The 26,632-nt window shown below is 66.7% G+C and carries 30 protein-coding genes and 1 riboswitch; of the genes, 15 read left to right on the forward strand and 15 right to left on the reverse strand.

Annotation, left to right across the window (positions count from 1 at the left end; genetic code table 11):
• Nucleotides 1–92: 92 nt before the first annotated feature.
• Entirely contained in the window at nt 93–536 is a 444-nt protein-coding gene (locus tag LRP66_RS11300) for a hypothetical protein (protein WP_230482701.1), read from the reverse strand.
• An 18-nt stretch (nt 537–554) separates the two neighbouring features.
• Complete coding sequence (locus LRP66_RS11305) at nt 555–1,121, reverse strand: HNH endonuclease (protein WP_042485172.1); 567 nt, start codon at nt 1,119–1,121, stop codon at nt 555–557.
• 95 nt (nt 1,122–1,216) lie between these two features.
• Between LRP66_RS11305 and gluQRS the strand changes: the two genes are divergently transcribed.
• The 8 genes from gluQRS (at nt 1,217) to thiC (ending at nt 9,527) form a co-directional block, all read left to right on the forward strand.
• The gene (gene gluQRS / locus LRP66_RS11310; RefSeq protein ID WP_230482702.1) at nt 1,217–2,068 is read left to right on the forward strand and encodes a tRNA glutamyl-Q(34) synthetase GluQRS; all 852 of its coding nucleotides are present in this window, start codon (nt 1,217–1,219) and stop codon (nt 2,066–2,068) included.
• 9 nt (nt 2,069–2,077) lie between these two features.
• Nucleotides 2,078–2,305: a twin transmembrane helix small protein gene (locus LRP66_RS11315; RefSeq protein ID WP_230482703.1), complete on the forward strand. Its 228-nt coding sequence runs from the start codon at nt 2,078–2,080 to the stop codon at nt 2,303–2,305.
• 4 nt (nt 2,306–2,309) lie between these two features.
• Complete coding sequence (locus LRP66_RS11320; RefSeq protein WP_230482704.1) at nt 2,310–2,888, forward strand: cob(I)yrinic acid a,c-diamide adenosyltransferase; 579 nt, start codon at nt 2,310–2,312, stop codon at nt 2,886–2,888.
• 39 nt (nt 2,889–2,927) lie between these two features.
• Nucleotides 2,928–4,199 carry an ergothioneine biosynthesis protein EgtB gene (egtB, locus tag LRP66_RS11325; RefSeq protein WP_230482705.1) on the forward strand — a complete coding sequence of 424 codons (1,272 nt, stop codon included), beginning with the start codon at nt 2,928–2,930 and terminating at the stop codon, nt 4,197–4,199.
• Nucleotides 4,200–4,201: 2 nt separating this feature from the next.
• On the forward strand, nt 4,202–5,179 hold the full coding sequence (gene egtD, locus LRP66_RS11330; RefSeq protein ID WP_230482706.1) for an L-histidine N(alpha)-methyltransferase: 978 nt from the start codon (nt 4,202–4,204) through the stop codon (nt 5,177–5,179).
• A 194-nt stretch (nt 5,180–5,373) separates the two neighbouring features.
• The gene (locus LRP66_RS11335; RefSeq protein ID WP_230482777.1) at nt 5,374–6,345 is read left to right on the forward strand and encodes a ferritin-like domain-containing protein; all 972 of its coding nucleotides are present in this window, start codon (nt 5,374–5,376) and stop codon (nt 6,343–6,345) included.
• Nucleotides 6,346–6,378: 33 nt separating this feature from the next.
• The gene (locus LRP66_RS11340) at nt 6,379–7,398 is read left to right on the forward strand and encodes a ferritin-like domain-containing protein (protein WP_230482707.1); all 1,020 of its coding nucleotides are present in this window, start codon (nt 6,379–6,381) and stop codon (nt 7,396–7,398) included.
• A gap of 145 nt (nt 7,399–7,543) precedes the next feature.
• Nucleotides 7,544–7,634, forward strand: a riboswitch (TPP riboswitch).
• Between the two features lie 45 nt (nt 7,635–7,679).
• The gene (thiC, locus tag LRP66_RS11345; protein WP_230482708.1) at nt 7,680–9,527 is read left to right on the forward strand and encodes a phosphomethylpyrimidine synthase ThiC; all 1,848 of its coding nucleotides are present in this window, start codon (nt 7,680–7,682) and stop codon (nt 9,525–9,527) included.
• Between the two features lie 358 nt (nt 9,528–9,885).
• Here the strand turns inward: thiC and LRP66_RS11350 are convergent, their stop codons facing one another.
• The 4 genes from LRP66_RS11350 to ung form a co-directional block, all read right to left on the reverse strand.
• Entirely contained in the window at nt 9,886–10,152 is a 267-nt protein-coding gene (locus tag LRP66_RS11350) for a Txe/YoeB family addiction module toxin (protein WP_183952547.1), read from the reverse strand.
• The gene (locus LRP66_RS11355; protein WP_230482709.1) at nt 10,149–10,421 is read right to left on the reverse strand and encodes a type II toxin-antitoxin system Phd/YefM family antitoxin; all 273 of its coding nucleotides are present in this window, start codon (nt 10,419–10,421) and stop codon (nt 10,149–10,151) included. Before LRP66_RS11355 ends, LRP66_RS11350 begins: the two co-directional genes overlap by 4 nt.
• A gap of 21 nt (nt 10,422–10,442) precedes the next feature.
• Nucleotides 10,443–10,754, reverse strand: coding sequence for an alkylphosphonate utilization protein (locus LRP66_RS11360; RefSeq protein WP_230482710.1), 312 nt, complete (start codon nt 10,752–10,754; stop codon nt 10,443–10,445).
• Nucleotides 10,755–10,833: 79 nt separating this feature from the next.
• A complete protein-coding gene (gene ung / locus LRP66_RS11365) occupies nt 10,834–11,529 on the reverse strand; it encodes a uracil-DNA glycosylase (RefSeq protein WP_230482711.1) in 696 nt (231 codons plus the stop codon).
• Between the two features lie 128 nt (nt 11,530–11,657).
• Here ung and LRP66_RS11370 point away from each other — a divergent pair, with 128 nt between their 5' ends.
• Nucleotides 11,658–12,035 carry a hypothetical protein gene (locus tag LRP66_RS11370; protein ID WP_230482712.1) on the forward strand — a complete coding sequence of 126 codons (378 nt, stop codon included), beginning with the start codon at nt 11,658–11,660 and terminating at the stop codon, nt 12,033–12,035.
• A gap of 29 nt (nt 12,036–12,064) precedes the next feature.
• On the opposite strand, the gene LRP66_RS11375 is transcribed toward LRP66_RS11370, so the two are convergent.
• On the reverse strand, nt 12,065–12,508 hold the full coding sequence (locus LRP66_RS11375) for a DUF1810 domain-containing protein (RefSeq protein ID WP_230482778.1): 444 nt from the start codon (nt 12,506–12,508) through the stop codon (nt 12,065–12,067).
• A 66-nt stretch (nt 12,509–12,574) separates the two neighbouring features.
• Between LRP66_RS11375 and LRP66_RS11380 the strand changes: the two genes are divergently transcribed.
• Nucleotides 12,575–13,087: a hypothetical protein gene (locus LRP66_RS11380; RefSeq protein WP_230482713.1), complete on the forward strand. Its 513-nt coding sequence runs from the start codon at nt 12,575–12,577 to the stop codon at nt 13,085–13,087.
• A 33-nt stretch (nt 13,088–13,120) separates the two neighbouring features.
• Here the strand turns inward: LRP66_RS11380 and LRP66_RS11385 are convergent, their stop codons facing one another.
• The 5 genes from LRP66_RS11385 to recQ form a co-directional block, all read right to left on the reverse strand.
• Nucleotides 13,121–14,017, reverse strand: a complete 897-nt coding sequence (locus LRP66_RS11385; RefSeq protein WP_230482714.1) for a MipA/OmpV family protein — start codon at nt 14,015–14,017, stop codon at nt 13,121–13,123.
• A gap of 70 nt (nt 14,018–14,087) precedes the next feature.
• Nucleotides 14,088–14,519: a DUF2141 domain-containing protein gene (locus LRP66_RS11390; RefSeq protein WP_230482715.1), complete on the reverse strand. Its 432-nt coding sequence runs from the start codon at nt 14,517–14,519 to the stop codon at nt 14,088–14,090.
• Nucleotides 14,452–15,207: a sterol desaturase family protein gene (locus LRP66_RS11395; protein WP_230482779.1), complete on the reverse strand. Its 756-nt coding sequence runs from the start codon at nt 15,205–15,207 to the stop codon at nt 14,452–14,454. Before LRP66_RS11395 ends, LRP66_RS11390 begins: the two co-directional genes overlap by 68 nt.
• Nucleotides 15,208–15,438: 231 nt before the next feature.
• Nucleotides 15,439–15,963, reverse strand: a complete 525-nt coding sequence (locus tag LRP66_RS11400; protein WP_230482716.1) for a GNAT family N-acetyltransferase — start codon at nt 15,961–15,963, stop codon at nt 15,439–15,441.
• 13 nt (nt 15,964–15,976) lie between these two features.
• Nucleotides 15,977–17,746 carry a DNA helicase RecQ gene (gene recQ, locus LRP66_RS11405; RefSeq protein WP_230482717.1) on the reverse strand — a complete coding sequence of 590 codons (1,770 nt, stop codon included), beginning with the start codon at nt 17,744–17,746 and terminating at the stop codon, nt 15,977–15,979.
• 461 nt (nt 17,747–18,207) lie between these two features.
• On the opposite strand from recQ, the gene LRP66_RS11410 reads away from it, so the two are divergent.
• From LRP66_RS11410 to LRP66_RS11420, 3 genes are all read left to right on the forward strand, one after another.
• Nucleotides 18,208–18,492: a CsbD family protein gene (locus LRP66_RS11410; RefSeq protein WP_230482718.1), complete on the forward strand. Its 285-nt coding sequence runs from the start codon at nt 18,208–18,210 to the stop codon at nt 18,490–18,492.
• 129 nt (nt 18,493–18,621) lie between these two features.
• Nucleotides 18,622–19,203 (forward strand): TIGR00730 family Rossman fold protein, encoded by a 582-nt coding sequence (locus tag LRP66_RS11415; RefSeq protein ID WP_230482719.1) that lies wholly within the window; start codon nt 18,622–18,624, stop codon nt 19,201–19,203.
• Entirely contained in the window at nt 19,200–20,162 is a 963-nt protein-coding gene (locus LRP66_RS11420; RefSeq protein WP_230482720.1) for a phytoene/squalene synthase family protein, read from the forward strand. The genes LRP66_RS11415 and LRP66_RS11420 overlap by 4 nt, the downstream gene beginning before the upstream one ends.
• 51 nt (nt 20,163–20,213) lie before the next feature.
• Here LRP66_RS11420 and LRP66_RS11425 read toward each other — a convergent pair whose 3' ends face one another.
• Entirely contained in the window at nt 20,214–20,444 is a 231-nt protein-coding gene (locus LRP66_RS11425) for a hypothetical protein (protein ID WP_230482721.1), read from the reverse strand.
• 121 nt (nt 20,445–20,565) lie between these two features.
• On the opposite strand from LRP66_RS11425, the gene LRP66_RS11430 reads away from it, so the two are divergent.
• Nucleotides 20,566–22,533 carry a S9 family peptidase gene (locus LRP66_RS11430; RefSeq protein WP_230482722.1) on the forward strand — a complete coding sequence of 656 codons (1,968 nt, stop codon included), beginning with the start codon at nt 20,566–20,568 and terminating at the stop codon, nt 22,531–22,533.
• Nucleotides 22,534–22,738: 205 nt separating this feature from the next.
• On the forward strand, nt 22,739–24,565 hold the full coding sequence (locus LRP66_RS11435; protein WP_230482723.1) for an ABCB family ABC transporter ATP-binding protein/permease: 1,827 nt from the start codon (nt 22,739–22,741) through the stop codon (nt 24,563–24,565).
• 122 nt (nt 24,566–24,687) lie between these two features.
• Here LRP66_RS11435 and LRP66_RS11440 read toward each other — a convergent pair whose 3' ends face one another.
• The gene (locus tag LRP66_RS11440; protein WP_230482724.1) at nt 24,688–25,590 is read right to left on the reverse strand and encodes a hypothetical protein; all 903 of its coding nucleotides are present in this window, start codon (nt 25,588–25,590) and stop codon (nt 24,688–24,690) included.
• A gap of 77 nt (nt 25,591–25,667) precedes the next feature.
• A complete protein-coding gene (locus LRP66_RS11445; RefSeq protein ID WP_230482725.1) occupies nt 25,668–26,624 on the reverse strand; it encodes an alpha/beta hydrolase in 957 nt (318 codons plus the stop codon).
• Nucleotides 26,625–26,632: the final 8 nt, after the last annotated feature.

Raw genomic sequence — 26,632 nt, forward strand, 5'->3', positions numbered from 1 at the left:
TCAACCCCTCACCCAAGCTGCGCTAGCCAGCACGCTGGCAAGCTTCGCTAACCCTCTCCCCTGTCCAGGGGAGAGGGAAGAACGTCTTTCTCTCAGCGGGCATTTCCTGGCGCGCCCGCGCCCGTCGCCACCGGGTTGCTCGGTGTGGCGGGGCGTTCGGTGCGGGAGGCTTCGCGCTCTTCCGAGGTGACCGTGCCGTCGCGGTTCAGGTCCATCCGGTCGAACCGCGCGAGCATCCCCTCGAAGAACTCGCTTTCGGTGATCTCGCCGTCCTTGTTGCGGTCGAGCGCCCATAGCCGCGAATTGGTGGTGGGCATTTCCTCGGCGGTGATGACGTCGTTGCCGTCGCGGTCGAGCTCGCGGAAGCGGCGTGCCATCATGCCACCGAAATCGACGCGGCTGGTCACCGAGGGCGGCACGAATCCGGCCTTTGCGGCGGCGCGGTCGGCCTCGGCGCGGTTCTCTTCCTTCTTTCCGCAGGCGGTGGTGGCGGCCGTCAACGCCATCAGCCCCAAGCCCATCGCCCATGCACGCATTCGACACTCCCAGCTTCGTTACGCTTCCAGCTCAACGTCCCAGTACAGCCAGTCGTGCCACGTTTCATGCAGATAATTGGGCGGAAAGCTGCGCCCATGCTCCTGCAGATGCCAGTTGGTCGGGCGGATCGGCTCGATATGCAGCGGCATCGCGGCCTGGCGCGGCGTGCGTCCGCCCTTCTTCAGATTGCATGGTGCGCAGGCGGTGACGACATTCTCCCATGTCGTGCGGCCGCCCTGCGCGCGCGGGATGACATGGTCGAAGGTCAGGTCGCGGTGCGATCCGCAATATTGGCATGAGAAACGGTCGCGCAGGAACAGGTTGAAGCGGGTGAAGGCCGGAAATTGCGACGGCTTCACGAATTGCTTCAGCGCGATGACCGAGGGCAGCTTGACCTTCGCGGTCGGGCTGCGCACCTCGCGCTCGTAATGGGCGACGATATCCACCCGGTCGAGGAACACGGCCTTCACCGCGGTCTGCCAGGGCCAGACCGACAGCGGGTAATAGGACAGCGGCGTATAATCGGCGTTCAGCACGAGAGCCGGACAGGAGTCCGGGTGTCGGATCAAGTCGGGATGAAACACAGCTCCTCCCTTTGCGGTACGCCGTGCCTCTTCGCGCAGCGTCGTGACATGCCTATGACAGCATGGGAAATGAAATGCGGTCAAGGGGGTGGACGATGAGCGGAGTGCGACCCGTGACGCGTTTCGCGCCCAGCCCGACCGGTCGGCTGCATCTGGGCCATGCCTTGTCGGCGGTGCGCGCGCATGACCTGGCGCGTGCGGGGGACGGGCGCTTCCTGCTCAGGATCGAGGATATCGACGGCACGCGCAGTCGGCCCGAGCATGTCGAGGCGATCTTCCGCGATCTGGAATGGCTGGGGCTGGGATGGGACGATCTGTCCTTCCAGTCCGAACGGCTGGACCTTTATGCGGCGGCGCAGGGGCGGCTGGCGGATCTGCTCTACCCTTGTTTCTGCACCCGTGCGGAGATCGCGGCCAGCCTGTCCGCGCCGCACGGGGCCGGGCCGGTCTATCCGGGGACCTGCCGTCACCTGACCCCCGATGTTCGTGCCGGACGGATGGCGGAGCCGCATGGCTGGCGGATCGACATGGCGCGCGCGGTGGCGCTCGCCGGGCCATTATACTGGCAGGACGACGTCGCGGGTGTCGTCGCCGCCGATCCGCTTTCCCATGGCGACGTGATCCTGGCGCGCAAGGATGCCCCCGCCAGCTATCATCTCGCGGTGACGGTGGACGATGCCGCGCAGGGCGTCACGCATGTGGTGCGCGGGGTCGACCTGTTCGAGGCGACGCATGTCCACCGATTGCTCCAGGCGCTGCTGGGCCTGGCGACGCCGCTCTATCACCACCATCCGCTGATCGTCGGCGCTGACGGGCAGCGCCTCGCCAAGCGTCACGGCGCGCCCGCGCTGGCGGCGATGCGCGAGGGGGGCGAGGACGGGCGCGCGCTCGCGGACGCGCTGCGCCGCAATATGCTTCCTGCTGGATTTCGGCTGGGGGAGGCGTAAGCTTTCGTCATGAGCACTTTTCTCGTGATCCTGCTGATCGCCGCGATGATCGCCACCGTGGTCGCGCTGGTGCGCGGCATCATCTCCTTCCTTCAGGAAGCGACCGCCGAGGCGAAGGGCGAGGGGCCGACCGCGTCGCAGCTCAAGTCCAACCGGATGATGCAGCAGCGCATCTTCTTCCAGGCGCTGGCGATCACCATTGTCGTCCTGCTCCTGTTCATGGCGGGAAAGACCTGATCCCATGGTCAGGCTGACGAAAATCTATACCCGCACCGGCGATGCGGGTACCACGGGGCTGGTCGACGGGTCGCGCCGGTCGAAGGCGGATGCCCGGATGGTCGCGATCGGCGAGGTGGACGAGGCGAACAGCGCGATCGGTGTCGCGGCGCTGTCGATCGACGGACCGATGCTTCGCCGGGTGGCGCGGATCCAGAACGACCTGTTCGACCTGGGCGCCGATCTCGCCACGCCCGGCGCGGTCGAGGGCGCACTGCGCATCCTGCCCGAGCAGGTGGCGCGGCTGGAGGCGGAGATCGATGCGATGAACGCCGGACTGGCGCCTCTCACCAGCTTCATCCTGCCCGGCGGCACCGCGGCATCGGCGCACCTCCACCTGGCGCGTGCCATCGTCCGTCGAGCCGAGCGGGCGGGAGTTGCGCTCGCGGAAGCGGAGGCGGGAGAGGACCAACCGATCAACCCGCACGCCTTATCCTACATCAACCGATTGTCGGATTGGCTTTTTGTGGCGGCGCGGGTGATGAACCAAAGCGGCGCATCGGACGTTCTTTGGGTTCCAGGAGGGGTGCGCACGGACCGGTAGACGATCGGCCGGGCTCCCCCATCATCCGGGGAGCGCCCTATGCCGACCTTCGTCCCGTCCTCCGCGACGGCCGTGACGCCTGCCGATCAACTGGCGGCACGCTATCGATCGGTGCGGGCGCTGACCCTCGCATTGGCCGAACCGCTGTCCGACGCCGATGCGACGGTCCAGTCCATGCCCGATGCGTCCCCCGCCAAATGGCATATGGCGCATACGACCTGGTTCTTCGAAACCTTCGTGCTCCGGGACCATGTCGCCGACTACCGGTTGCACGACCCGCGTTTCCCGTTCCTGTTCAACAGCTATTACGAGGCGGAGGGGAAGCGACATGCCCGGCATCGTCGGGGCATGATCACCCGCCCTACACTGGACGAGGTGCGGGCGTACCGGGCGCATGTCGATGGCGCGCTGCTCGCGGCGCTGCCCGATCTCCCCGATTGCGCGCTCGAGCTGATCGCGCTGGGATGCCATCATGAGGAACAGCATCAGGAGCTGTTCGTCACCGACATCCTCCATCTCCTGTCCGAAAATCCGCTGGAGCCCGCGCTCCACGCGCCGCAACCCAAGACCCCGGTCGCGATGCCGGGGCCGATCGGCTGGATCACCGGTCGCGACGGCATCGTCCGGATCGGGCATGACGGAAAGGGCTTCGCCTTCGACTGCGAGGGGCCGCGCCATGACGCGCTGCTCCATCCGCACGCTATCGCCGACCGCACCGTCACCAATGCCGAATGGATGCAGTTCATCGAGGATGGCGGCTACCGCGATCCGCGCCTCTGGCTGTCCGACGGCTGGGCCTGGGTGAAGGGCGAGCAGATCGCCGCGCCGCTCTACTGGGAACGGCGCGATGGCGGCTGGACCCGGTTCGGGCTGGACGGGCGGCGCGCGGTGGATCCCGCCGCACCGGTGACGCATGTCAGCTTTTACGAGGCGGACGCCTTCGCCTCCTGGGCGGGCGCCCGGCTGCCGACCGAGGCCGAGTGGGAAGCGGCGGCGGCGCCGCACGACGCCTCGGGTGGCAATCAGATGGACGCGGGCGGCGCGATCGAGCCGCGCCCGGCGACCGACGGTCCCGCCTTTTTCGGCGATGTCTGGGAATGGACCGGCAGCGCCTATCGCCCCTATCCCGGCTTCCACCCGGTCGAGGGCGCGGTCGGCGAGTATAATGGCAAGTTCATGAACGGGCAGTTCGTGTTGCGCGGCGGTAGCTGCGCGACGCCGCGTGGCCATGCCCGCGCCTGTTACCGCAACTTCTTCTATCCGCATCAGCGCTGGCAGTTCACCGGCGTCCGTCTGGCAAAGGACCTCTAATCATGCTGAAGCCCGAGATCGAGGACGGTCAGATGTCCCTGGCCGACCCCGCCTTCCGCGCCGACGTCCTTGGCGGACTGGAGCGCCGCCCCCGCGCCATCCCCGCCCGCTGGTTCTACGACCGCAAGGGGTCCGAGCTGTTCGAGGCGATCACCGACCTGCCCGAATATTATCCTACGCGGGCCGAGACCATGATCCTGAAGACGATCTGTCCGGATCTGGTCGATCATGTCGGCAAGGGCCGCGCCGTCGTCGAGTTCGGATCGGGCTCCTCGACCAAGACGCCGGTGCTGCTGCGTTGTGTCGAACCCTCGGCCTATGTGCCGATCGACATTTCGGGCGACTTCCTGCGCGAATCCGCGCGCAACCTGCAACAGGCCTTTCCGGACCTGCCCATCCATCCGCTGGAGGGCGATTTCATGCGCCCGCTGACCCTGCCCGCGATGGTCGCGGATACGCCCAAGCTGGGCTTCTTCCCCGGCTCGACCATCGGCAACATGACGCCCGCCATGGCGACCGACCTGTTGCGCGCGATGCGGGGTTCGCTGGGCGAGGGGGCGATGTTGCTGATCGGGATGGACCGTACCAAGCCCAGCGACGTGCTGGTCCCCGCCTATGACGATGCGCAGGGCGTGACGGCGGCGTTCAACCGCAACCTGCTCGACCGGATCAACCGCGAACTGGACGGCACCATTCCGGTCGACGCCTTCCGTCACCGCGCGGTGTGGAACGACGACCGCTCGCGGGTCGAGATGCACCTCGCCGCCGAACGCGATGTCGCCTTCACCATCGAGGGCCGCCCCTTCGCCATGACGGCGGGCGAGACGATCCATACCGAGAACAGCCACAAATACGGACCGCGCGACGCCAAGATCCTGCTGCGTGCAGGGGGCTGGACCCCGGTCGCGCAGTGGAGCGATCCCGACGAATTGTTCGCGGTCTACCTCGCGGAGGCGCAATCGGTTCGGCTCGCCCCATGACCGCTTTAACCGAATAAAACTACACCAAAACGCTTTTTTTAAAATAGTTGCGTCTTTTTTAAACCGATGACGTTTCGTTTCATGGTCCGGCCGGAAACCCAGGTAAAAGTTTTCGGCCACGCCCCTTTGTGAGTTCTTCTGACACGTACTCAAATACAGAAGCACTCATCTTGGTTCCTTTAGGGAGGAGCATGATGACGGAAAGCGCACAACTGCTCGACGCGTTCGACGCGCGGGCCGAACGCCGCAACCTGCGGCGCGATTTCTTCAAGACCGCGATCGGCGCTGCGGCCATGGGCGTCACCGCCTTCAGCCTCACCAGCAAGGCCGGGGCACAGTCGACGATCACCGACACCGATATCCTGAACTTCGCGCTCAACCTCGAATATCTCGAGGCGCAATTCTATGCCTTTGCCGCCAACGGCACCGGCCTGGCCGCGAACCAGTTGACGGGTACGGGCACGCAGGGCGCGGTGACCGGCGGAGCCGCGGTGGACTTCAGCGGTGACCCGATCGTCGGCCAATATGCCCGCGAGATCGCCGCCGACGAGGCCGCGCATGTCGCCTTCCTGCGAACCGCGCTGGGCAGTGCGGCGGTCGCGCAACCCGCGATCAACATCTCGGGCGATGCCAGCGGTCCGTTCACCGCGGCCGCGCGCGCGGCCGGGGTCGTCGGCGCCAACGACACCTTCAACCCCTATGCGTCGCCGACCGCGTTCCTGCTGGGCGCGTATATCTTCGAGGATGTCGGCGTCACCGCCTACAAGGGCGCCTCGCCACTGGTCAGCAACAAGACCTTCCTCCAGGCGGCGGCGGGGATCCTGGCGGTCGAGGCCTATCACGCCGCGATCGTGCGTACGACGCTCTACAGCCGGGGTTACGACGCGACCAACCCGATGCCCTCGCTGATCACCGCGACGACGCAGATCTCCAACGCCCGCGACAGCCTCGACGGCTCGACCGATCTCGACCAGGGGATCGCGCAGGTCACCGTCAACGGCCAGCTGGCGTCGAACATCGCGCCGCTCGATACGAACGGCATCGCGTTCAGCCGGTCGCCGCAACAGGTGCTCAACATCGTCTATCTCAGCCAGGCGACGGCCACCATGGGCGGCTTCTTCCCGCAAGGCGTGAACGGCAATGTCCGCGCCAGCGCCGCCAACTGATCCCTTTTTCCTCGTTTCGAGAGGATTATCATCATGAGCGAAGAACGCTTCATTCTCGATGTCATCGACGAAGCCTCGGCCAAGCGCCGGACCGATCGTCGCCGTTTCATGCGGATGGCGGCCGGAGCGGGCGCGGTGGGTGGCCTGGCGATGCTGGGCGCCTGCAACAATGACGACGACGATGTGATCGTCGTCCCCACGCCGACCCCGACCGCCACCGCGACCGGATCGGTGACCGATGCCGACGTGCTGAACTTCGCGCTCCAGCTCGAATATCTGGAAGCGCAATTCTACAGCTACGCCGCCTTCGGCACCGGGCTCAACGCCTCGCTGCAGACGGGTACGGGCACGCAGGGCTCGGTCGCGACAAGCACCAGCGGCCAGCCGCGTCAGGTCCAGTTCCAGGATCCGCTCGTCGCGCAATATGCGCGCGAGATCGCGATGGACGAAATGGCGCACGTCAACTTCCTTCGCCAGGCGCTCGGCACCTCGGTGGTGGCGCAACCCGCGATCAACCTGTCGGGCGATGCCAATGGCGCATTCACCGCGGCGGCGCGCGCGGCGGGCGTGGTCACCTCGACCGGCACCTTCGACCCTTACGCCTCGGACGAGAATTTCCTCCTCGCGGCCTATATCTTCGAGGATGTCGGGGTTACCGCCTATATGGGCGGCGTCACCCTGCTGACCAACAAGACCTATGTCGAGGCGGCGGCGGGCATCCACGCGGCCGAGGCCTATCATGCCGGTCTGATCCGGTCGGTGCTGTATCGCAAGGGGCTGTCCAACGCCTCGCTGATCACCGCCGCCGGGCAGATTTCCGACGCGCGCGACAGCCTGGACGGTTCGACCGACCTCGACCAGGGCATCGTCGCGACCGTCAACGGGCAGCAGGTCGCCAACATCGTCCCCGCCGACTCGAATGCGATCGCCTTTGTCCGCACCCCGCAACAGGTGCTCAACGTCGTGTATCTGAACAAGGCGGCGGTCACCGGTGGCGGCTTCTTCCCCAGCGGCCTGAACGGCAACGTCCGGACCAGCGCCGCCAGCGGATAATCCGTCGCCCTCCGGCGCCACTCCGCCCCGATCGGCCACCAGTCCCTGGCCGGTCGGGGCATTTTCATGCGCTTGCCCGGCGTCGTCGGGTGCAGGCTTGCGAAACCGCTTCTTATCCGGTGGAAAACCGCTTATGCTCCGCCCATCCCCGGGGGAGCGCTGGCCTGCGCTTGAGAGGGGGGCAAGAGCCCCCGACCCGCTGAACCTGATCCGGCTGACACCGGCGTAGGGAGGGAGCGGCCCCATCTCTCATGGTCCGTTTCCTCCGCATGGAGTGGACGATGAAAGATACCCCCGCAAAGACCGAAATCGGCGTGACCACCGGCCCCATCCGGGGATCGAAGAAGATCCATGTCGGGCCGCTGGGCGTCGCGATGCGCGAAATCCATCTCGACCCTTCCTCGGGCGAATCGCCGCTGCGCGTGTACGACACCAGCGGTCCCTATACCGATCCGACCGCGCGCATCGACATCATGGGCGGCCTGCCGCAGATCCGCCGCGACTGGATCACGGCGCGCGGCGATGTCGAGGCCTATGACGGGCGCGAAATCCGCCCCGAGGACAACGGCCAGCTCGGTCCCGACCGTTCGGGCGGGGTTCCGCAATTCCCGCGCACCGGGCTGAACCGTCCGCTGCGGGCCAAGCCGGGCATGAATGTCAGCCAGATGCATTACGCCAGGGCCGGCATCATCACGCCCGAGATGGAATATGTCGCGACCCGCGAAAATCTGGGCCGCGAGATGCTGGAGGCGTATGTCCGCGACGGCGAGAGCTTCGGCGCGAGCATCCCCGATTACGTCACGCCGGAGTTCGTCCGCGACGAAGTGGCGCGCGGCCGGGCGATCATCCCCAACAATATCAACCACCCCGAATCCGAACCGATGGCGATCGGCCGCAACTTCCTGGTCAAGATCAACGCCAATATCGGCAATTCGGCGGTCGCCAGCAACGTCGCGTCCGAGGTCGACAAGCTGGTCTGGTCGATCCGCTGGGGCGCGGATACGGTCATGGACCTGTCGACGGGCCGCAACATCCACGACACGCGCGAATGGATCATCCGCAACTCGCCGGTGCCGATCGGCACGGTTCCCATCTATCAGGCGCTGGAAAAGGTCGGCGGCATCGCCGAGGAGCTGACCTGGGAAATCTTCCGCGACACGCTGATCGAACAGGCCGAGCAGGGCGTCGACTATTTCACCATCCATGCGGGCGTGCGCCTGCCCTACATCCCGCTGACCGCGAAGCGCGTCACCGGCATCGTGTCGCGCGGCGGCTCGATCATGGCGAAGTGGTGCCTGGCGCATCACAAGGAGTCGTTCCTCTACGAACGCTTCGACGAGATCACCGAGATCATGAAGGCCTATGACATCGCCTATTCGCTGGGCGACGGCCTGCGTCCCGGCGCGATCGCCGACGCCAATGACGAGGCGCAGTTCGCCGAGCTCTACACGCTGGGCGAACTGACCAAGCGCGCCTGGGCGCAGGACGTGCAGGTCATGATCGAGGGCCCCGGCCACGTGCCGATGCACAAGATCAAGCAGAATATGGAAAAGCAACTGGCGGCGTGCGGCGAGGCGCCCTTCTATACCCTCGGGCCGCTGACCACCGATATCGCGCCGGGTTACGACCATATCACCAGCGGCATCGGTGCGGCGATGATCGGTTGGTACGGCACGGCGATGCTCTGCTACGTCACGCCCAAGGAGCATCTGGGCCTGCCCGACCGCGACGACGTGAAGGTCGGCGTCGTCACCTACAAGCTCGCCGCCCATGCCGCCGACCTGGCCAAGGGGCACCCGGCGGCCAAGATGCGCGACGACGCGCTGTCGCGCGCGCGGTTCGAGTTCCGCTGGCGCGACCAGTTCAACCTGTCGCTCGACCCCGACACGGCGGAATCCTACCACGACCAGACGCTCCCGGCCGAAGGCGCCAAGACCGCGCATTTCTGTTCGATGTGCGGCCCCAAATTCTGCTCGATGAAGATCACGCAGGAGGTTCGGGAATTCGCGGCCAAGCAGAACGCGCCGGTGGAGACCTTCGTCGCGGCAGAGGACGCGGAGGCGGGGATGCAGGAAATGAGCGAACGGTTCCGCGAGAAGGGTGGGGAGGTTTACCTTCCGGCGGAGTGATGAAGAAGGGGCCGCACCCGGTAAGGATGCGGCTCCAGCTTCTAACGCCCGATCAGCCTTAGCGAAGTCGAAGGCCATGGGATGGGATTCAAGAAGGCGTTGTGCGGGTTATCTGTTCAAGAAATTCGGGCGTATAGTCCTTTAAAAGAACGGAAACCCAGTCACTCTTGTCCGCCTCCATAAGATGGTCACTCAAGCGTTCGATGGATGTCAAATCCATATCGCCGTCCGATCTTATTGATACCCTGATGTTTGAAACAAAAATGCGAGTTTTCAGTGCGGGATTCTTTTCTCGATTTTCGAGGTCAAAGCCTAGCTCGCTTTCCCATGGTGTTTCTGGCGGATGGATTTAGAACCATCAATAATGATACCGGCATTGCGCCACTTGCAGCACCTGTTCGTCACCACTGCCCGCCACCCGGTACACCAGCCGATGTTCATGACTGATCCGGCGCGACCACCATCCTGATAGATTACCGCCCAGCGGTTCGGGCTTGCCGGTCCCCTTGAATGGGTGGCGGCGGCACTCCTCGATCAACGCGTTGAGCTTGGCAAACAGCTTCGCGTCATGAGCATGGAGATCGAGATACTCGGCCCATGATCGTGACGAGAACTGGACCTTCACGGCTGGATAAGATCGTGCGTTTCGCCGCCGCCCGCTTCCAGCTCGGCAATGCTTTCCAGCAGGCGCTGGGCGTTCTTGGGCGAGCGCAGCAGGTACAACGTCTCCTCGATCGACGCCCATTCGCTGGCGGAGATCAGCACGGCGCCTTCACCCCGTTGGCGAGTGATCGCCATGGGGGCGCGGTCGGCGACGACCTTGTCGATCATCGCCTTCAGATTTTCGCGCGCTTCGGAATAGGAGACGGCCTGCATACAGCTAAAGTTGTACAACTACCTGTCCAATGTCAACCCTCACCGCTTGCGCACAAACTCCGCCCGCAACACCAGCCCCTTGATCCCGTCGAACTTGCAGTCGATTTCCTGCGCGTCGCCGGTCAGGCGGATCGACTTGATGAGCGTCCCACGCTTCAGCGTCTGGCCTGCGCCCTTGACGGTCAGGTCCTTGATCAGGGTCACCTGATCCCCGTCGTTCAGGACATTGCCGACCGAGTCCCGCACTACCACCGCGTCATCGTCGCTGCCCGCGCCAGCCTTGGCGGCGGCGTCGGCGGCGCTGATCCATTCGCCGGTCGCTTCGTCATAGACATATTCGTCGTCGGCCATCGCCTTTGGTCCTTGTCGCATGGGTGGATTGCCGCACCCTATGCGCGCAGTAGCGAAGCGATGCCATAGCGATTACAGATCAGGACAGCGGCGGTAATGCCCAGTCGATCGGTGGACGGCCATGTTCGGCCAGGAACGCGTTGGCCTTGGAAAAGGGCTTCGAGCCGAAGAAGCCGCCCCGTGCCGACAGGGGCGAGGGATGGACAGAGGTCAGGACGCAATGCCGCCCCGCGCCCATCTCGCGCACGAACCCCGCCTTCTTCTGGGCATAGGCGCCCCACAGGATGAAGACGACGGGATCGGGCCTGGCGGCGACGGCGCGGATGATGGCGTCGGTGAACCGCTCCCAGCCGCGCCCCTGATGCGACGCGGCCTGCCCCATGCGCACGGTCAGTACCGAGTTGAGCAACAGCACCCCCTGCCGCGCCCAATGGTCGAGCAGGCCGTGGGAGGGCGGGGCGATGCCCAGGTCGGTCGCCATTTCCTTGTAGATGTTGACCAGGCTGGGCGGCGGCCGGACGCCAGGCTGGACCGAGAAGGCCAGGCCATGCGCCTGGCCCTCGCCATGATAGGGGTCCTGCCCCAGGATCACCACGCGCACCTGGTCGAGCGGCGTCAGGGCGAGTGCGCGAAACCATTCGGCGGGGCGCGGAAAGATCCGCTGCCCGCTCGCGCGTTCTTCGGCGAGGAAGGTCTTGAGCGCCTGCATATAGGGCTCGTCGAACTGGTCGCGCAGGACCGCCAGCCAGCTCGGGTCCAGATGAATGTCGCTCATCGCGTCTTCTTGCCCCCCGTGCGATTGCCGCGCAACCGGCTTCGCGGATGATCGTTATGCAGGCGATACGGTCGTCATTCCGTCGGCCGCCGAATTCTTGGAGGATGCTGGATATGAGGATGCTGGATATGAAGCGTTCGACGATCACCCTCGCCGTGCTGGCGGCCGCGCTGCCACTGGCGGCCTGCGGCTCCTCGTCCGAGCCGGCCAACAACGCCGCGGCGATGGCGCCCGGCAACGCGAGCGTGATGAGCGCCGATGCGCTCGGTGCCAAGATCCGCAACCTGCCCGAGGGCCAGCGGCGCGGCGTGCTGTTCCGCGCGATCCGCGATGCGGGGCCGAGCGGCGCGAGCTGCCAGTCGGTCACCGCGATGAAGGAGGCCGCTTCGGTCAATGGCAATCCGACCTGGAACGCGGTCTGCGACGGTACGACCCAGTGGACGATCGTGCTGACCGCCGACCAGTCGGCCAGCGTCACCGGGCCGGGGCCCGTCACGATCAAGTGACCGATGGCGGGGCTCGACCGCGTTCCGCCTCACGGGGCGGCGTGGTCGAGCTTCGCCCGCGTCGCCGGATCGTCCTGCCCGTCGAAGAACCGGTCGAGTCCCTGGCGGAACGGCGCGGGATCATCGGCGACGGCGGCGAACAGGGTCAGCGAGGAGCGCAGCTTGATCGCATCGATCCCGCCGAACACCGCCTGCGCCGAACCCGGCGCGGCGATGGCGGCGGCGACCGCCTCGACCAGGCGCGGTCCGAGCAGCGGATGCGCCAGATAGGCGCGGGCCTCCGCGGCGTCCCGGATCGCGTAATGGCGTGCGGTCGGGCTGCGGCCGAGACCGGCGATCTGGGGGAAGACGAACCACATCCAGTGGCTCTGCTTTCGCCCCGCGCGCAGTTCGGCCATCGCGGTGGCATGGCTGTCGGCCTGGGCGACGACGAAGCGGTCGAGCGCGGATTCGGGCGGGGCGGCATGGGTCATGTCCCGGCAACCGGCCACGCCGTCAAAGCGTTCCCATTGCAAGATTATGACTGTCAGGAGAGAGACATGCGCCGCTTCGCCTTCCTTGCCCCCCTGGCCCTGCTGGCGCTCGCGGCCTGTGGCAGTCGGGAGGGGGATGCCGACTCGGACGTCGCGCCGGGCAACTTCACGCCGCCGGGCACCGCGAAGCCGACGCCGATTCCGGGCGTGGCGCAGGTCAATCCGCTGACCGCCTATGTCGGCCATTATCCCAACGACGCGGTCGACGGCGTGACCTTCTTCGATCGGACCGAGGTGGCGAGCGCGCTGCACGACGCGGTCGGCGACCAGAAGCTCGTGCAGCGGATCATGTCGCGCGGCGCGGTGACCGTGCCGATCTTCCGCCAGGGGACGCAGGGCATCGCGGCGCATGGCTGCACGCCGCACGACTGCGCCGACAACAACTGGACGGTCGAGATCGACCTCAGATCATCCAAGGCGCGGGTCTGCTATCACGACCGTGAGACGATGGGCGACCGCAGCCACTGGTATATGGGCGGCGCACCGGTGACCCAGCCGGGTGAGTGCCCGCAGGCGTGAGCGATCCTCCCCGGTTTACGGGGAGGACCAACGTCAGAAGGTATAGGCGATGCCCAACGCGCTCAGCCACTGGCTGCGCGAGCCGGCCTGCGACACGATCGGGCTGTCGCCGAAGTCGTTGATCATGCGGCCATAGGTCAGGCCGCCGACCAGCTTCCACCCCTTGAGCAGATTGCCGGTGATCGAATAGGTCGCCAGCCCGCCGACCGACCAGTCCTTCCAGCCCGCGCTGGCATTATAGACGGGCAGGCCGCTCGCCAGGCTCTGGTTCTGGTCGATCGAGAAATAGCGGCGGGCATAGCCGCGCCCGACATGCTCGGCGGTGGCGAACAGGCCGACCGCCGCCTTGGTCGACAAGGGGGTGAAATAATTGACCGAGGGCTGCCAGATGCCGCTGTCGTGCACGCCGGTGACATCGTGGCGATAGCTGAGCGAGACGGACAGCCGGTCATAGGGGCTGGTCACGACGCCGATCTTGCCGATGCCGACATAGCCGCCGAGTTCCACCGCCGGGCCGATCTTGCCCAAGGCGCGGACGCGGGCATCGTCGATCTGCGACGGGGCGCTGCGATCGAGATTGACCACGCCGATCGGTCCCGCCTGGAAATCCCAGTCGCGATTGTTCTTGTCACCGATCAGGTCGACCGAAAGGCGATTGCCGATCAGGGTGATGGTGTGCCCGTCGATATAGGCCAACGCGGCGGGCGCGGGCGAGAAGCTATAGTCGTTCGACCCCTCGTAATCCGGCAGATAGGCCGCACCCAGGCCGATGGTGACGGTGTTCTTGCCCAACTGGCCCGCCATTTCGGCGGCGGCGGGGTTGTTGGCGACGGTCGTATCCTGTGCCCAGGCGGGCACCGACAGGGACAGCGCGCCGGCCGCGATCAGCGGCGCGAATGCGCGCGAATATGGGCGCGTAAAAGGGCGCAAGACGAAAACTCCCCGAATGGATTATCCGAAATGGAACGCTAGGGTGAGGATTTCGCTCCGGTTCCGTCGTTCAGAAAATGTAACGCATCCGGATCTGTTGTGTTTCGGCAACAGAATAGAGCGTGAAGCGGGCGGCGGAAAAGCGCGGCGGGCCGAACCGGATCGCGGGGTTGCGCGAAAAGCCGAAGCCCTCGCGCGGGATACCCGCCAGCGTGTCGAGCTTGGCGTTGCCATTCTCGTCATGGATGACCGCTGCGGCATAATTGCCATGCGGCAAACCGTCGAGGTGAAGCGCCTTCTGCCCCGCCGGGACCGACCGCGTCATGGCGCGCGCGTCGTCTATACAGGCGGGGAAATTGTCCGGATCGGCGGTCAGGCACAGGCGGATCATCCCCTTGCCCGAGCGCATATTGTCCACCCCGATATCCAGGCGGCTAACCGGCGCGGCGCTCACCAGCGGCAGCGCGGCCAGCGCCAGAAGCACGGCGAGCGGCCTGCGCATGGGCGCGCCCGAAATCGCCAAGCCCCCGGTCGGTGCCGCAGAGGCGATCCCAGAAGCGGAAATAGAGTCCATAGTTGCACCCATATTGCTCATGATGCCGTTGATGGTGGCTGGCCGTGATGAGCCACCCCCCCAGGTGCCCCTGCCACAGGAATCGAGGAAAGATTTCCCAACCCATGTGGTTGGTGACGCCCATAACGGTCATGATCGTCAGGACCAAGCCAAGTGCGGCGACATGGATCGGAATCACGAAGACCAGTAGCGGAATGGCCACAGCCCCGGTCAGCGCCTCGATCGGATGAAAGGCCATCGCGGCCCAGGCGGTGGGCGGTCGACTGGCATGATGGACGGCATGGGCACGCTTGAAGATCGCCGGGCGGTGCATCCAGCGATGCGTCCAGTAGAACCAGGTGTCGTGCGCGATCAGGTAGAGCAGCACCGAAACGGGCAGATACCAGAGCGGATAGGCATGGACATCGGCATAGATCCGCGTCCAGCCGCGATTCTGCCAGCCCCAGGCGACGACTCCCGCGGGCACGCCGTAGATCGCGGCGGAGGCCAGGCTCCAGGCGATCTCGCGCCGGATCTGCGGGTCGAGACCGGCATACAGATCGGGATGCCGCGCCCGGGTCGCGAGCGCGAACGCACCCGAGGCGAGCAGATAGCGGACCCCGACGATCAGCGTCATGGCGATGGCGGAGAGGATCAGGGCGAGCGTCACGGCGGGAGTGTAGCCTATCGGAGGCGGGGCTTGAACCGTGATCGTCCGGCGCGGCGTCCTTTTGTTCGCGGACGCGCGGAGAGGAATGATTCTCCGCGTCTCCGCGCGAACCCGATCCCGCCCCCGTTCAGGCCGAGCGAGGTCGCCCACGCCCAAAGCCTTCGACACATGGAGCCTCTCGCGCTTCCGAGTCGCGCATCACCCCCGCTGGAAGATCAGAATCGGCCGCTCGTGATACACGCCCTCGACCACCGAGCCGTAACCCAGCTTTCCCGCCAGCCGGAGCGAGGCCGCGTTGCCGGGATCGATGATGCAGCAGGTACGCGGAACACCGTTGGCATCGGCCCAGCCCAGCGCGGCCCGCATCGCCTCGCCGGCATAACCCCGGCCATGCCCGGCGGCCGACAGCGCCCAGCCTGTCTCCGGCACGGTCAGTTCGGGCACGATCGCGCGCCGCGATTCGAGCATTCCGACATCGCCCAGTATCGCGCCGGTCACGCGGTCGCACACCACCCAGGCGCCGTAGCCGAACGCCGTCCAGCAACCGATCGAACGGAGCAGCCGGATCCACACATCCTCGCGCGGGCGCGGCTTGCCGCCGATCATCGCATAGACCTGCGGCTCCGCCCACATCGCCGCCAGCGCGTCGAGATCGTCGGGATGATGGCCGCGTAGCGTCAGCCGCTCGGTCGTCAGGGTGGGGGCGGGGCTGGTGAAGGTCATGACGCAGCCGTTACTATCCGATTTCGCGGATGACCGCCAGAAACGCCTCGCCATAGGCATCCAGCTTGCGCGCGCCGATACCGGACAGCAGCGACAGCGCGGCCCGGCTGCCCGGTCGCTGCGCCGCCATGTCGCGCAGCACCGAGTCGTGGAAGATGACATAGGGCGGCACCCCCGCCTCCTGCGCCAGTTCGCGACGCTTGGCACGCAGCGCCTCGAACAGCGGATTGTCCGCCGGATTGGCCGCGACCGGGGCCGTCCGGCGGCTCCTGCGTTCCCGCTTGGGCGGCACCACCAGCGACAGCCGCGCCTCGCCCTTGATCAGCGCGCGGGCGGCGGGGCCGAACTCCAGTCCGCCATGATGATTGGTGCGAAGCGCGTCGCGCAGCAACAATGCGCGGTGGACCGGCTTGATCATCGCGACCTCGTCGCCGTCGATGATGTTCCAGACCGACAGCGACTCATGCCCGTTCATCAGGCTGCGCTCGGTCGACTGGCCGGTCAGCACCTGCTCGATATAGCCCGCGCCGAACATCTGCCCGGTCCGGAATACGGCGGAGAGGAATTTCTGCGCGGTGGTGGTCGCATCGACCGCGTCCGGGCTGCCCAGGCAATTGTCGCAATTGCCGCAATCCTCCGCCAGATCCTCGCCGAAGTGGCGCAGCAGGATCCGCCTGCGGCACCCGCCCGTCTCGACCAGCGCGCCGAGCGCCGACAGCCGTGCGCGCTCGCCCGGCTGGCGTTCGGGTTCGACCTCGGCGATGCGTTGCCGGGCGCGGGCGAAATCCTCCGCGCCCCAGAACAGGTGCGCCACCGACGGATCCCCGTCGCGGCCCGCACGCCCGGTCTCCTGATAATAGGCCTCGATCGACTTGGGCAGTCCGGCATGAGCGACGAAGCGCACGTCGGGCTTGTCGATCCCCATGCCGAAGGCGACCGTGGCGCACATGACCATGTCCTCGGACGCGACGAAATCGGCCTGGTTCTTCGCCCGAACCGCCGGGTCGAGCCCGGCATGATAGGCGCGAACCGGCCGTCCGGTGCGCGCCAGCGCCTCGGCCAGCTTCTCGGTCGCGGCGCGCGTCTGGGCATAGACGATGCCGGGACCGGGCGTGTCCGCGACCAGCCGCGCGATCTGGAGGTTCACATTGGCCTTCGGACTGATCGCATAGCGGATATTGGGCCGGTCGAAGCCCGAGACGATCATCCCCTCGACAGGGATGCCGAGCTGCTTGGCGATGTCGGCGCGGGTATGCGCGTCGGCGGTCGCGGTGAGGGCGAGCCGGGGCACCTCCGGGAACGCATCCATCAACGGCTCGAGCAGCCGGTAATCGGGGCGGAAGTCATGGCCCCATTCGCTGACGCAATGCGCTTCGTCGATCGCGAACAGGCTGAGCGGGGCGGAGCCGAGCAACTCGCGGAAATGCCCCGACGAGGCGCGTTCGGGGGCGACGTAGAGCAGATCGAGCTGGCCGTCGCGGAAGCGCGCGATCGTCTCCGCGCGATTCTGGTCGACGCTGGTCAGCGTGGCGGCGCGGATGCCGACCGCCTCGGCGGCGCGCAACTGGTCGTGCATCAGCGCGATCAGCGGGCTGACCACGACGCAGCACCCCTCCATCATCACGGCGGGAAGCTGGTAGCAGAGCGACTTGCCCGCGCCCGTCGGCATGACCGCCAGCGTTCGCTGGCGATGCAGCACCCGGTCGACCACCTGCGCCTGTACGCCGCGGAACTGGCTATACCCGAAAACTTCGTGGAGCTTGGCAAGGGGGTCGGCGACCATCGCGGCTCATGTAGCGACCACTCCGCGGATGCGAAAGGGCGGCGGTGCCATCTTATCCCCCCGCCCTTATCGCCCCGCCCTTATCACTTAGGGCCGATCGGCATTCAACTATGCCTGTCCTTCCCTCGCCCCTCTTAGAGGGGAGAGGGTTGCGCAGACTTGGTCTTTGCGTAGCAAAGGCTTAGTCGGAGCTGGGTGAGGGGTGAAGCGCTCGAAGAGCGCGCGAGCCTTGAGGCTCGCTCAACCCCTCACCCAAGCTGCGCTAGTCAGCACGCTGGCAAGCTTCGCTAACCCTCTCCCTGTCCAGGGGAGAGGGGAGAATAAGCTGAATGTCGATCCGGCCTAGCCACGCTCCTCGCGAATAGGGAAGCGAGACGCTCCACGTCACCCTTTGCGGGAACATCGGGGTGGTCCGGGGTTTTCACGCACCATCGTTCCTGATCCCAGATAGGAGATGTCCCATGAACACCGACACGATCAACGGTTCGGCCACCGACTTCGGCGGCAAGGTGAAGGAAGGTATCGGCGCGGCGCTGGGCGACACGTCGATGCAGGCCGAAGGCAAGGGCGAACAGCTCAGCGGCAAGACGCAGAAGGCGTTCGGCGACGCCAAGACCAGCGTCGATCAGGCCGTGCGCCCGCTGCTCGACCAGGCGCGTCAGTTCGTGCGCGACCGGCCTTTCGCGTCGGCGGCGCTGGGTGGCGTGGTCGGCCTCGCGCTGCTGAACACGCTGCGCGGCAAGTAAGCGGGACAGGCGGCGGCGCGGGCAGGGTCTGCCGCTCGCGCCGCCGTACCCCGGTTTCGGCATGGATCGTCGGACGGCGTGCGTGTGCCCGCTTGTCCCGCCAGGCGTCATCGCCTAGCGCTCATCGCCATGAAGCGATTGGCCATATATTGCGGGTCGGCGACCCCCAGCGATCCCCTGTACATCGACATGGCGCGCGCGGTCGGTCGCGGCCTGGCGGAGCGCGGCATCGGCGTCGTCTATGGCGGCGGACGACTGGGCCTGATGGGCGCGGTCGCGGACGCGGCGCTGGCGGCGGGTGGCGAGGTGATCGGCATCATCCCCCAGGCGCTGGTCGATGCCGAGGTCGCGCATCGCGGCCTGACCGAGCTCCACGTCGTGCCCGGTATGCATGAGCGCAAGAAGGCGTTCACCGACCTGTCCGACGGGTTCGTCACCATCGCGGGCGGCACCGGCACGATGGACGAACTCTGGGAGGCTCTGAGCTGGGCGCAGCTCGGCTATCATGCCGATCCGGTCGGGCTGCTCAATACCGCTGGCTATTACGACCATCTCGTCGCCTTCTGGGAGAAGATGGGAGAGGTGGGTTTCCTGCGGCCGCAGCACCGCGACCTGCTGATCGTCGATGCGACGCTCGACGGGCTGCTCGCCCGCATGGGTGCGCATGTCCCGACCCAACCCATCGTCCGCATGAACGCGGACGACCTGTGAGGTCAGCCACCGTCCCCGATGCCGCCCCCGACGAGCGTGCGGCGCTGGTGGCGGCGGCCAGGACGTCGATCGCGAAGGGTTCGAAGAGCTTCGCGGCGGCCAGCCTGTTATTCGATCCCGAGACGCGGGCGCGGGCCTGGCTGCTCTACGCCTGGTGCCGCCGTTGCGACGATATCGCGGACGGGCAGGACCATGGCCATGGCATGACCCGCGTCGCCGATGCGCCTGAGCGTCTGGCCGAGCTGACCGACAAGACCGAGGCGGCACTGGCGGGGCGGATGGTGGGCGATCCGGCGTTCGACGCGTTGCGGGTCGTCGCCGCGGAGACGGGAATGCCGCATCGCTGGCCCCGCGACCTGATCGCGGGCTTCGCGCTCGACGCGCAGGACTGGCGACCGGATAGCGAGGAGGATCTCTACCGCTATTGCTACCATGTCGCGGGCGTGGTCGGCTGCATGATGGCGGTGACGATGGGCGTCGCGCCCGACGACGAGGCGGTGCTCGACCGCGCCTGCGACCTGGGCATGGCGTTCCAGCTCGCCAATATCGCGCGCGACATCGCCGAGGATGCGGGCGTGGGACGGCATTATCTGCCGCGTGCATGGCTTGCCGAGAAGAGCATCGCGCCCGACGCGATCATGTCGCCGTCGCACCGGCCCGGCCTGAGCGCGCTGGCGAAGCGGCTGACCGACCGCGCCGCGATGTTCGAGGCGAGCGCGCGGATGGGGACGCCCGCCCTGTCCTATCGTTCGGCCTGGGCGGTGCTGTCGGCGGCGGCGATCTACGGCGCGATCGGGCGAAAGGTCGCCAGTCGCGGGCGGCGCGCCTGGGACAGTCGCGTGGGCACCAGCAAGACCGAGAAGCTGCGCTTCATGGCCAGCGCGAGCGTCAGGGCGGCGCGGCGCGGCAGCATGACGATCACCCCGCGCGATCCGGCGCTCTGGACACGACCGCGATAGGTTTGCGCCCGGCCTTCGACGTCGCTCGGGCTGAACGGTGGTAGTGCGGGTTCAGCCCTTGGACGGCTTGCGATCCGACTTCGCCATCTGTGCCCCCATGCGGCGACAGTCGGCGCCGATCACGGGATAGGGCACGTCGGTGTTCGCGGCGATCCGGCTCGCCAGATCGGCGCGGCACTGGGCCATGGTTTCATAGCGGGCCGGCACCATTCGCGCCTCGGTGCAGTCGATGCTGCCGTCGCCACAGCCCAATATGGCCATCACATAGAAAATCGGTTCCATCGACCGCCTCCACTTGCCCTCCACAACCGGTGAGGACGGCGAGAGGTTCCGATTTTGCGCTTGTCGGAAGCGCCGGTGGGTGACATACTCCAGCAATACAGTTCATGATGGGGAGCATGAGATGGTGTTCAAGGCATTGCTCGCGGCGGGGGCCGCGCTGATGGTCGCGCAATCGGCGATGGCGGCGGACGTACCGCTGATCGAGCGCGCCAAGCTGTTCGGCAATCCGACCAGGACCGGCGGACGATTGTCGCCCGATGGCAAGTGGATCAGCTTCATCGCGCCGCGTGACGGCGTGCTCAACGTCTGGGTCGCGCCGATCGCCACGCCGGACCAGGCCAGGCCGCTAACCGCAGAGAAGACCCGCCCGATCCGCCAGGCCTTCTGGTCGCCCGACTCCCGGTCCATCCTGTTCGTCAACGACAGGGGCGGCGATGAGAATTTCCTGCTCTACGGCGTCAATGTCGAGACCGGCGAGCAGAAGGCGCTGACCCCCTTCGAGAAGACCCGGGTCCAGATCGTCGGCACCAGCGAGACGATCAAGGATCGTATCCTGGTCGGCGTCAACAACCGCGATCCGCGCTGGCATGACGTGTACGAGCTGAACCTGACGACCGGCGCGCTGACCAAGGTCATGCAGAATGACGGCTATGCCGGGTTCCTCGCCGACGACCAGTTGCGCTTGCGCATGGCCTCCAAGGCGCGGCCCGATGGCGGGTCGGACTATTTCCGCGTCAACGGCACCACGGTGGAGACCACGCCCGTCGTCCAGTTCGGACTGGACGACTCGCTGACCACCGCGCCGATGGGCTTCACGGTCGACGGCAAGACGCTCTACTGGATGGACAGCCGGGGCCGGAACACCGCCGCGCTGATGGCGCAGGACATGGTCAGCGGCAAGATGACGGTGATCGGCGAAAGCCCCAAGGCCGATGTCGGCGGCGGCCTTTTCAATCCGAAGACCGGTCGGGTCGAGGCCTATGAGGTCGAGTATCTGAAGAGCGACTATGTGCCGGTGGGCGACGCGGTGAAGGCCGACCTGGCCTTTCTGAAGGCGCAGAACAAGGGGGAGTTCTCTATCGGGTCGCGTACCGATGCGGACGACAAGTGGCTGGTCAGCTTCGATCCGGTCACCGCGCCCGCCTCGACCTGGCTGTACGACCGCAAGGCGAAGACGCTCAAGCAGCTTTATGTCAGCCGTCCCGAACTGGCCGATGCGCCGCCCGTCCCGATGGAGGCGGTCGAGATCCCGGCGCGCGACGGGCTGAGCCTGGTATCCTATCTCACCCGGCCCAAGGGCGTGACGGGGCCGGTGCCGATGGTGCTGTTCGTCCATGGCGGACCCTGGGCGCGCGACGGTTTCGGCTATAACGGCTATCACCAGTGGCTCGCCAATCGCGGCTATGCGGTGCTGTCGGTCAATTATCGTGGTTCGACCGGGTTCGGGAAGAATTTCATCTCGGCGGGCGACCTGCAATGGGGCCGCAAGATGCATGACGACCTGATCGACGCGGTCGGCTGGGCGGTGAAGCAGGGCGTCACCACGCCCGACAAGGTCGCGATCATGGGCGGTTCCTATGGCGGCTATGCCACGCTGGCGGGGCTGACCTTCACGCCGGACACCTTCGCCTGCGGCGTCGATATCGTCGGGCCGTCCAACCTGTTCACCCTGCTCAAGACGATCCCGCCCTATTGGGAAGCGGGCAAGCAGCAATTCTACAAGCGGATGGGCGATCCCACGACCGAAGAGGGGCGCGCGCTGCTCAAGGAACGCAGTCCGCTGACCTTCGTCGACCGGATCAAGAAGCCGCTGCTGATCGGGCAGGGTGCCAACGATCCGCGAGTCAACGTCGCTGAAAGCGACCAGATCGTCGCGGCGATGACGGCCAAGTCCACCCCCGTCACCTATGTGCTGTTCCCCGACGAGGGGCATGGCTTCGCGCGACCGGCCAACAATATCGCCTTCAACGCGGTGGCGGAGAATTTCCTGGCGCCATGCCTGGGCGGGCGGGCCGAGCCGATCGGCGATACGCTGAAGGCCTCGACCGCGCAGGTGAAGCATGGGGCGGAGTTCGTGAAGGGGTTGTAATAGGGATGAACCGGTGCGGGAGGGGGGGGTTCAGGATTGATCGCCGCCCGCATCCCGCTTGATGAGACGGTGCTGAACGTCAGCCTCTAGCCGCTCCCCTCCCGCAAGCGGGAGGGGCTGGGGGAGGGCACCCGCCACAGGCCATAAAGCCCGATATCGCTCCCCCCATTGAACTTCGCCCCCGATCCGCCGACATGGGGGCGACATGCCGCCCCTAGACCCCACCGCCGGTACGCCCGACCGGCCGCTGATCCCGACGCTCCGCCGTTTCCTCCCCTATCTCTGGCCAGCCGGAGCCCCCGGCCTTCGCGCGCGGATCGTGGGGGCGATGGCGCTGGTCATCGTGTCCAAGCTCATCCAGGTGCTGGGCGCCGCCTATACGCTCAAATTCGCCATCGACCGGATGGCGGGCGGCGACCGGAGCGCGGTGACGCTCGTGATCCTGCTCGTCGTCGGCTATGCCGCCGCACGGTTCGCGACGACCTTGTTCGACAATCTGCGCAATGCGGTGTTCGAGATGGTGGGGCAGGACGCCACCCGGCGGCTGTCGGCGGACGTGTTCCGTCATCTCCACCGCCTGTCGCTGCGCTTCCACCTCGAACGGCGCACCGGCGCGGTGACCAAGGTGGTCGAGCGGGGGACGAAGAGCATCGATACGATGCTCTATTTCCTGCTGTTCAACATCGCGCCGACGGTGCTGGAACTGGGACTGGTCCTCGCGATCTTCGGACGCAGCTTCGGGCCGGTGCTGGTCGTCACCACGCTGGCGATGGTGGTGCTGTACATCGCCTTCACGCGCAAGGTGACCGACTGGCGCAACGCGCTGCGCACCCGGATGAACGACCTCGACACCGGCGCGGTCGCGCATGCGGTCGATTCGCTCCTCAATTTCGAGACGGTGAAATATTTCAACGCCGAGGAGCGGGAGGCGCGGCGTTATGAGAATGGCGTCGCCGCCTATGCGCGCGCGGCGACCAAGTCGGAGAATTCGCTCGCCTGGCTCAATGTCGGGCAGGCGGCGATCACCAGCCTGATGCTCGGTTTCGCCATGGCCTGGGTGGCGCGCGAGTGGAGCCGGGGCGCGGCGTCGGCGGGTGACGTGGTGTTCGTCTCGACCCTGTTGTCGCAGCTTTTCCGCCCGCTCGACCTGCTCGGCATGGTCTATCGCACCATACGCCAGGGGGTGATCGACATGGGCGCTATGTTCGACCTGATCGACACGCCCGCCGAAGTGGTCGACGCCCCCGGCGCGCCGCCGCTGCGGGTGTCCGGCGGCCATGTCCGCTTCGATCATGTCGTCTTCGGCTATGAGCCCGACCGGCCGATCCTCAAGGGGCTGACCCTCGACATACCGGCGGGAACGACCTGCGCGGTGGTGGGGCCGTCCGGCGCGGGCAAGTCGACGCTCGCGCGGCTGCTCTACCGCTTCTACGAGGTGGAGGGCGGCGCGGTGACGATCGATGGACAGAGCATCTCCGCCGTCACGCAGGACAGCCTGCGCGCCGCGATCGGGATCGTGCCGCAGGATACCGTGCTGTTCAACGACACGATCGGCTACAACATCGCCTATGGCCGCGAGGGCGCGGACCAGGCGGAGGTCGAGCAGGCGGCGAAGGGCGCGGCGATCGCCGACTTCATCGAACGCCAGCCGCAGGGCTATGCCACCCGGGTCGGCGAGCGCGGCCTGAAGCTGTCGGGTGGCGAGAAGCAGCGCGTGGCGATCGCGCGCACATTGCTCAAGAACCCGCCGATCCTCATCCTCGACGAAGCGACGAGCGCGCTAGACAGCCGGACCGAGGCCGACATCCTCGCCACGCTCCAGGCGATCGAGCGCGGGCGGACGACGCTGGTCATCGCGCACCGGCTGTCGACCATCGTCCATGCGGACCAGATCGTCGTCCTCGACCATGGCCGCGTGGCGGAGCGGGGGACGCATGGCGAACTGCTCGCCTGGGGCGGCCTGTATGCCGAAATGTGGGCCCGCCAGGCCGCCGAGGTCGAGGCGGCCGAGGACGATGCGGTGTTGGCATGACTTCGGTCCTCCCCCTGTAGGGCCGATCGACATTCAACTATGCCTGTCCGTCCCTCGCCCCTCGTAGAGGGGAGAGGGGAGAATAAGCGGAATGTCGATCCGGCCTAGGCGAGGAACCGTGTTTACCGACAGCTCAGCCTGATCTGCTTGGCGGGTTTGTCGAACACGATCGACGAACAGCGCGCGAGCAGATCCGCACCGATCGCCAGGCGATCGTTCTTGATATCGTGCTTGCCCTTGCCGGTGACCACCACCTCATTGGGATCGGCCTGCTGGTCGGCATCGGCGATGGTGTCGGTGTTGCCCTGATCGACCGTCCGCACGCCGAGCGTTCCGATGGTCAGCGGCCCGACCGTGAAGGGCGTCTTCAGGGTCAAGGTGCGGATCGGGCGCTCGACGCCGAAGGCGATCTCGGTCGGGCTGGTCGTCCCCGACAGCGTGCCGCCATAAGCCCGCGCCAGCCGCACCGCCGCGCCCGCATTGGCGACGCTATTTGGATGATGCGGGTCGAACCGCACGCGCATCGGCTGTCCCTCCACCATGATGACCGCGAAACGCTCGGCCCAGCCGCCGAACAGGTCGCCCTGGTCGACCATCGGAAACGCGGTGGTCCGCTCGCCCGCGATGGCGTCGCGCAGGTGGAAGCGGATGACCGGATCGGGCAGGCTGCCCGGACCGAACACGCCTGCAAAGCCGGCCGCGAAGGGTTTCGCGGTGAAGCCGATCCGCTGTCTGGCGGGCTTGTCGCTACCGAAAGCGACGTGCGCCACGGCGGTTCGACCCGTGACCGTCACCTTGGGCCCAAAGTCCATCGCGAAGCCGAACATGCCCGGCCTCATGCCAGCCGCGTCAGCAAAATCCTGGGTGATAAGGGGCATGGCCGGAGCGCCTGGGTCGATTCGGACACGCCGTGCGACACCGTTGATCGTGACCATTTCCCGCCCATCCGGCGCTATGACGCGTTCCTGCGGTGGTGGTGCGGCGGCGGTGAGGGCGGCAACCAGCGGCCAGGCGAAGCGGCGCATCAACAATCCCCCCGATATCGTGACGACCGGGTAACGATCGCCGCAAATCATGTCGGCTTTGTGACCGGACCGGGCCCTTATCGAGCGGGATGCGCAAGGACGAACCGGGCGATGCCACCGACCACGCCGGGGGCGAGCGACAGGTTGGGATCGGCATAGGTCGCCAGGTTGGCGCCCCGGCTGTCGCCCTCGACCGTCTTCAACACATGGCTGACGCCCGGCAACAGGATCAGCGTCGCCTTGGGCTGAGCGGCCTTGAGCGCCGTGGCATCCTCGACGGAAACCTGAAGGTCGGCTTCGCCCTGAACGATCAGCAGCGGCCTGGCGATCGCCGCCGCCAGCCGGGCGGGGTCCTTCGCGAAGGCGTTGATCAGGAAGGGCTGGACCGCATCGGCGAACAGTCCGCGCAGAGGCGGGGCAAGCGTCTCGGCGGGTATGGTATGCCCGGCCTCCAGCGAAGCGACGGCGCGATCGGCGTCGGCGAGGAGCGGGGCGTTGGCCGGGTTGGCGTGGATCTGCGCTTTCATCACCGCGCCCAGCGGCCGTCCGGGGGTGGAGACGGCGATGACTCCGCACAGCCCCTCCGGACGGGCGGCGGCGGTGGCGAGCGCGACCACGCCGCCCTCGCTATGTCCCAGGACCCAGACGCAGGGCGCGCCGGTCCTGGCGCGGATCGCGGCGATCCAGGCGCGTGTGTCGGCGGCATAATCGTCGATCGTCACCCGGTTGGGATCGGGGACCGCGCCCGCGCTGGCGAACATGCCGCGCTTGTCGATACGGATGCTCGCGATGCCCTGCGCCGCAAGCCCCTCCGCCAGCAGGCGCAGCGAGGCGGCCTTGATTCCCAAGGGGCTGTTGCCGTCGCGGTCGGTCGGCCCGGAACCGGGGATCATCAGCACGACGGGCACGTTCGCGCCCTCCGGCCCGGTCCAGCTTCCCTTCAACGGCCCCTGCGGGCCGGGGGCGGCGATGTCGCGGTCCGAGATCGGGGTCGCGGCGGCCAGCATGGCGGCGAAGACGGCGGTCAACGACATGGAAATCC

The organism is Sphingomonas sp. Leaf21 (assembly GCF_916858675.1).
Classification (GTDB): domain Bacteria; phylum Pseudomonadota; class Alphaproteobacteria; order Sphingomonadales; family Sphingomonadaceae; genus Sphingomonas.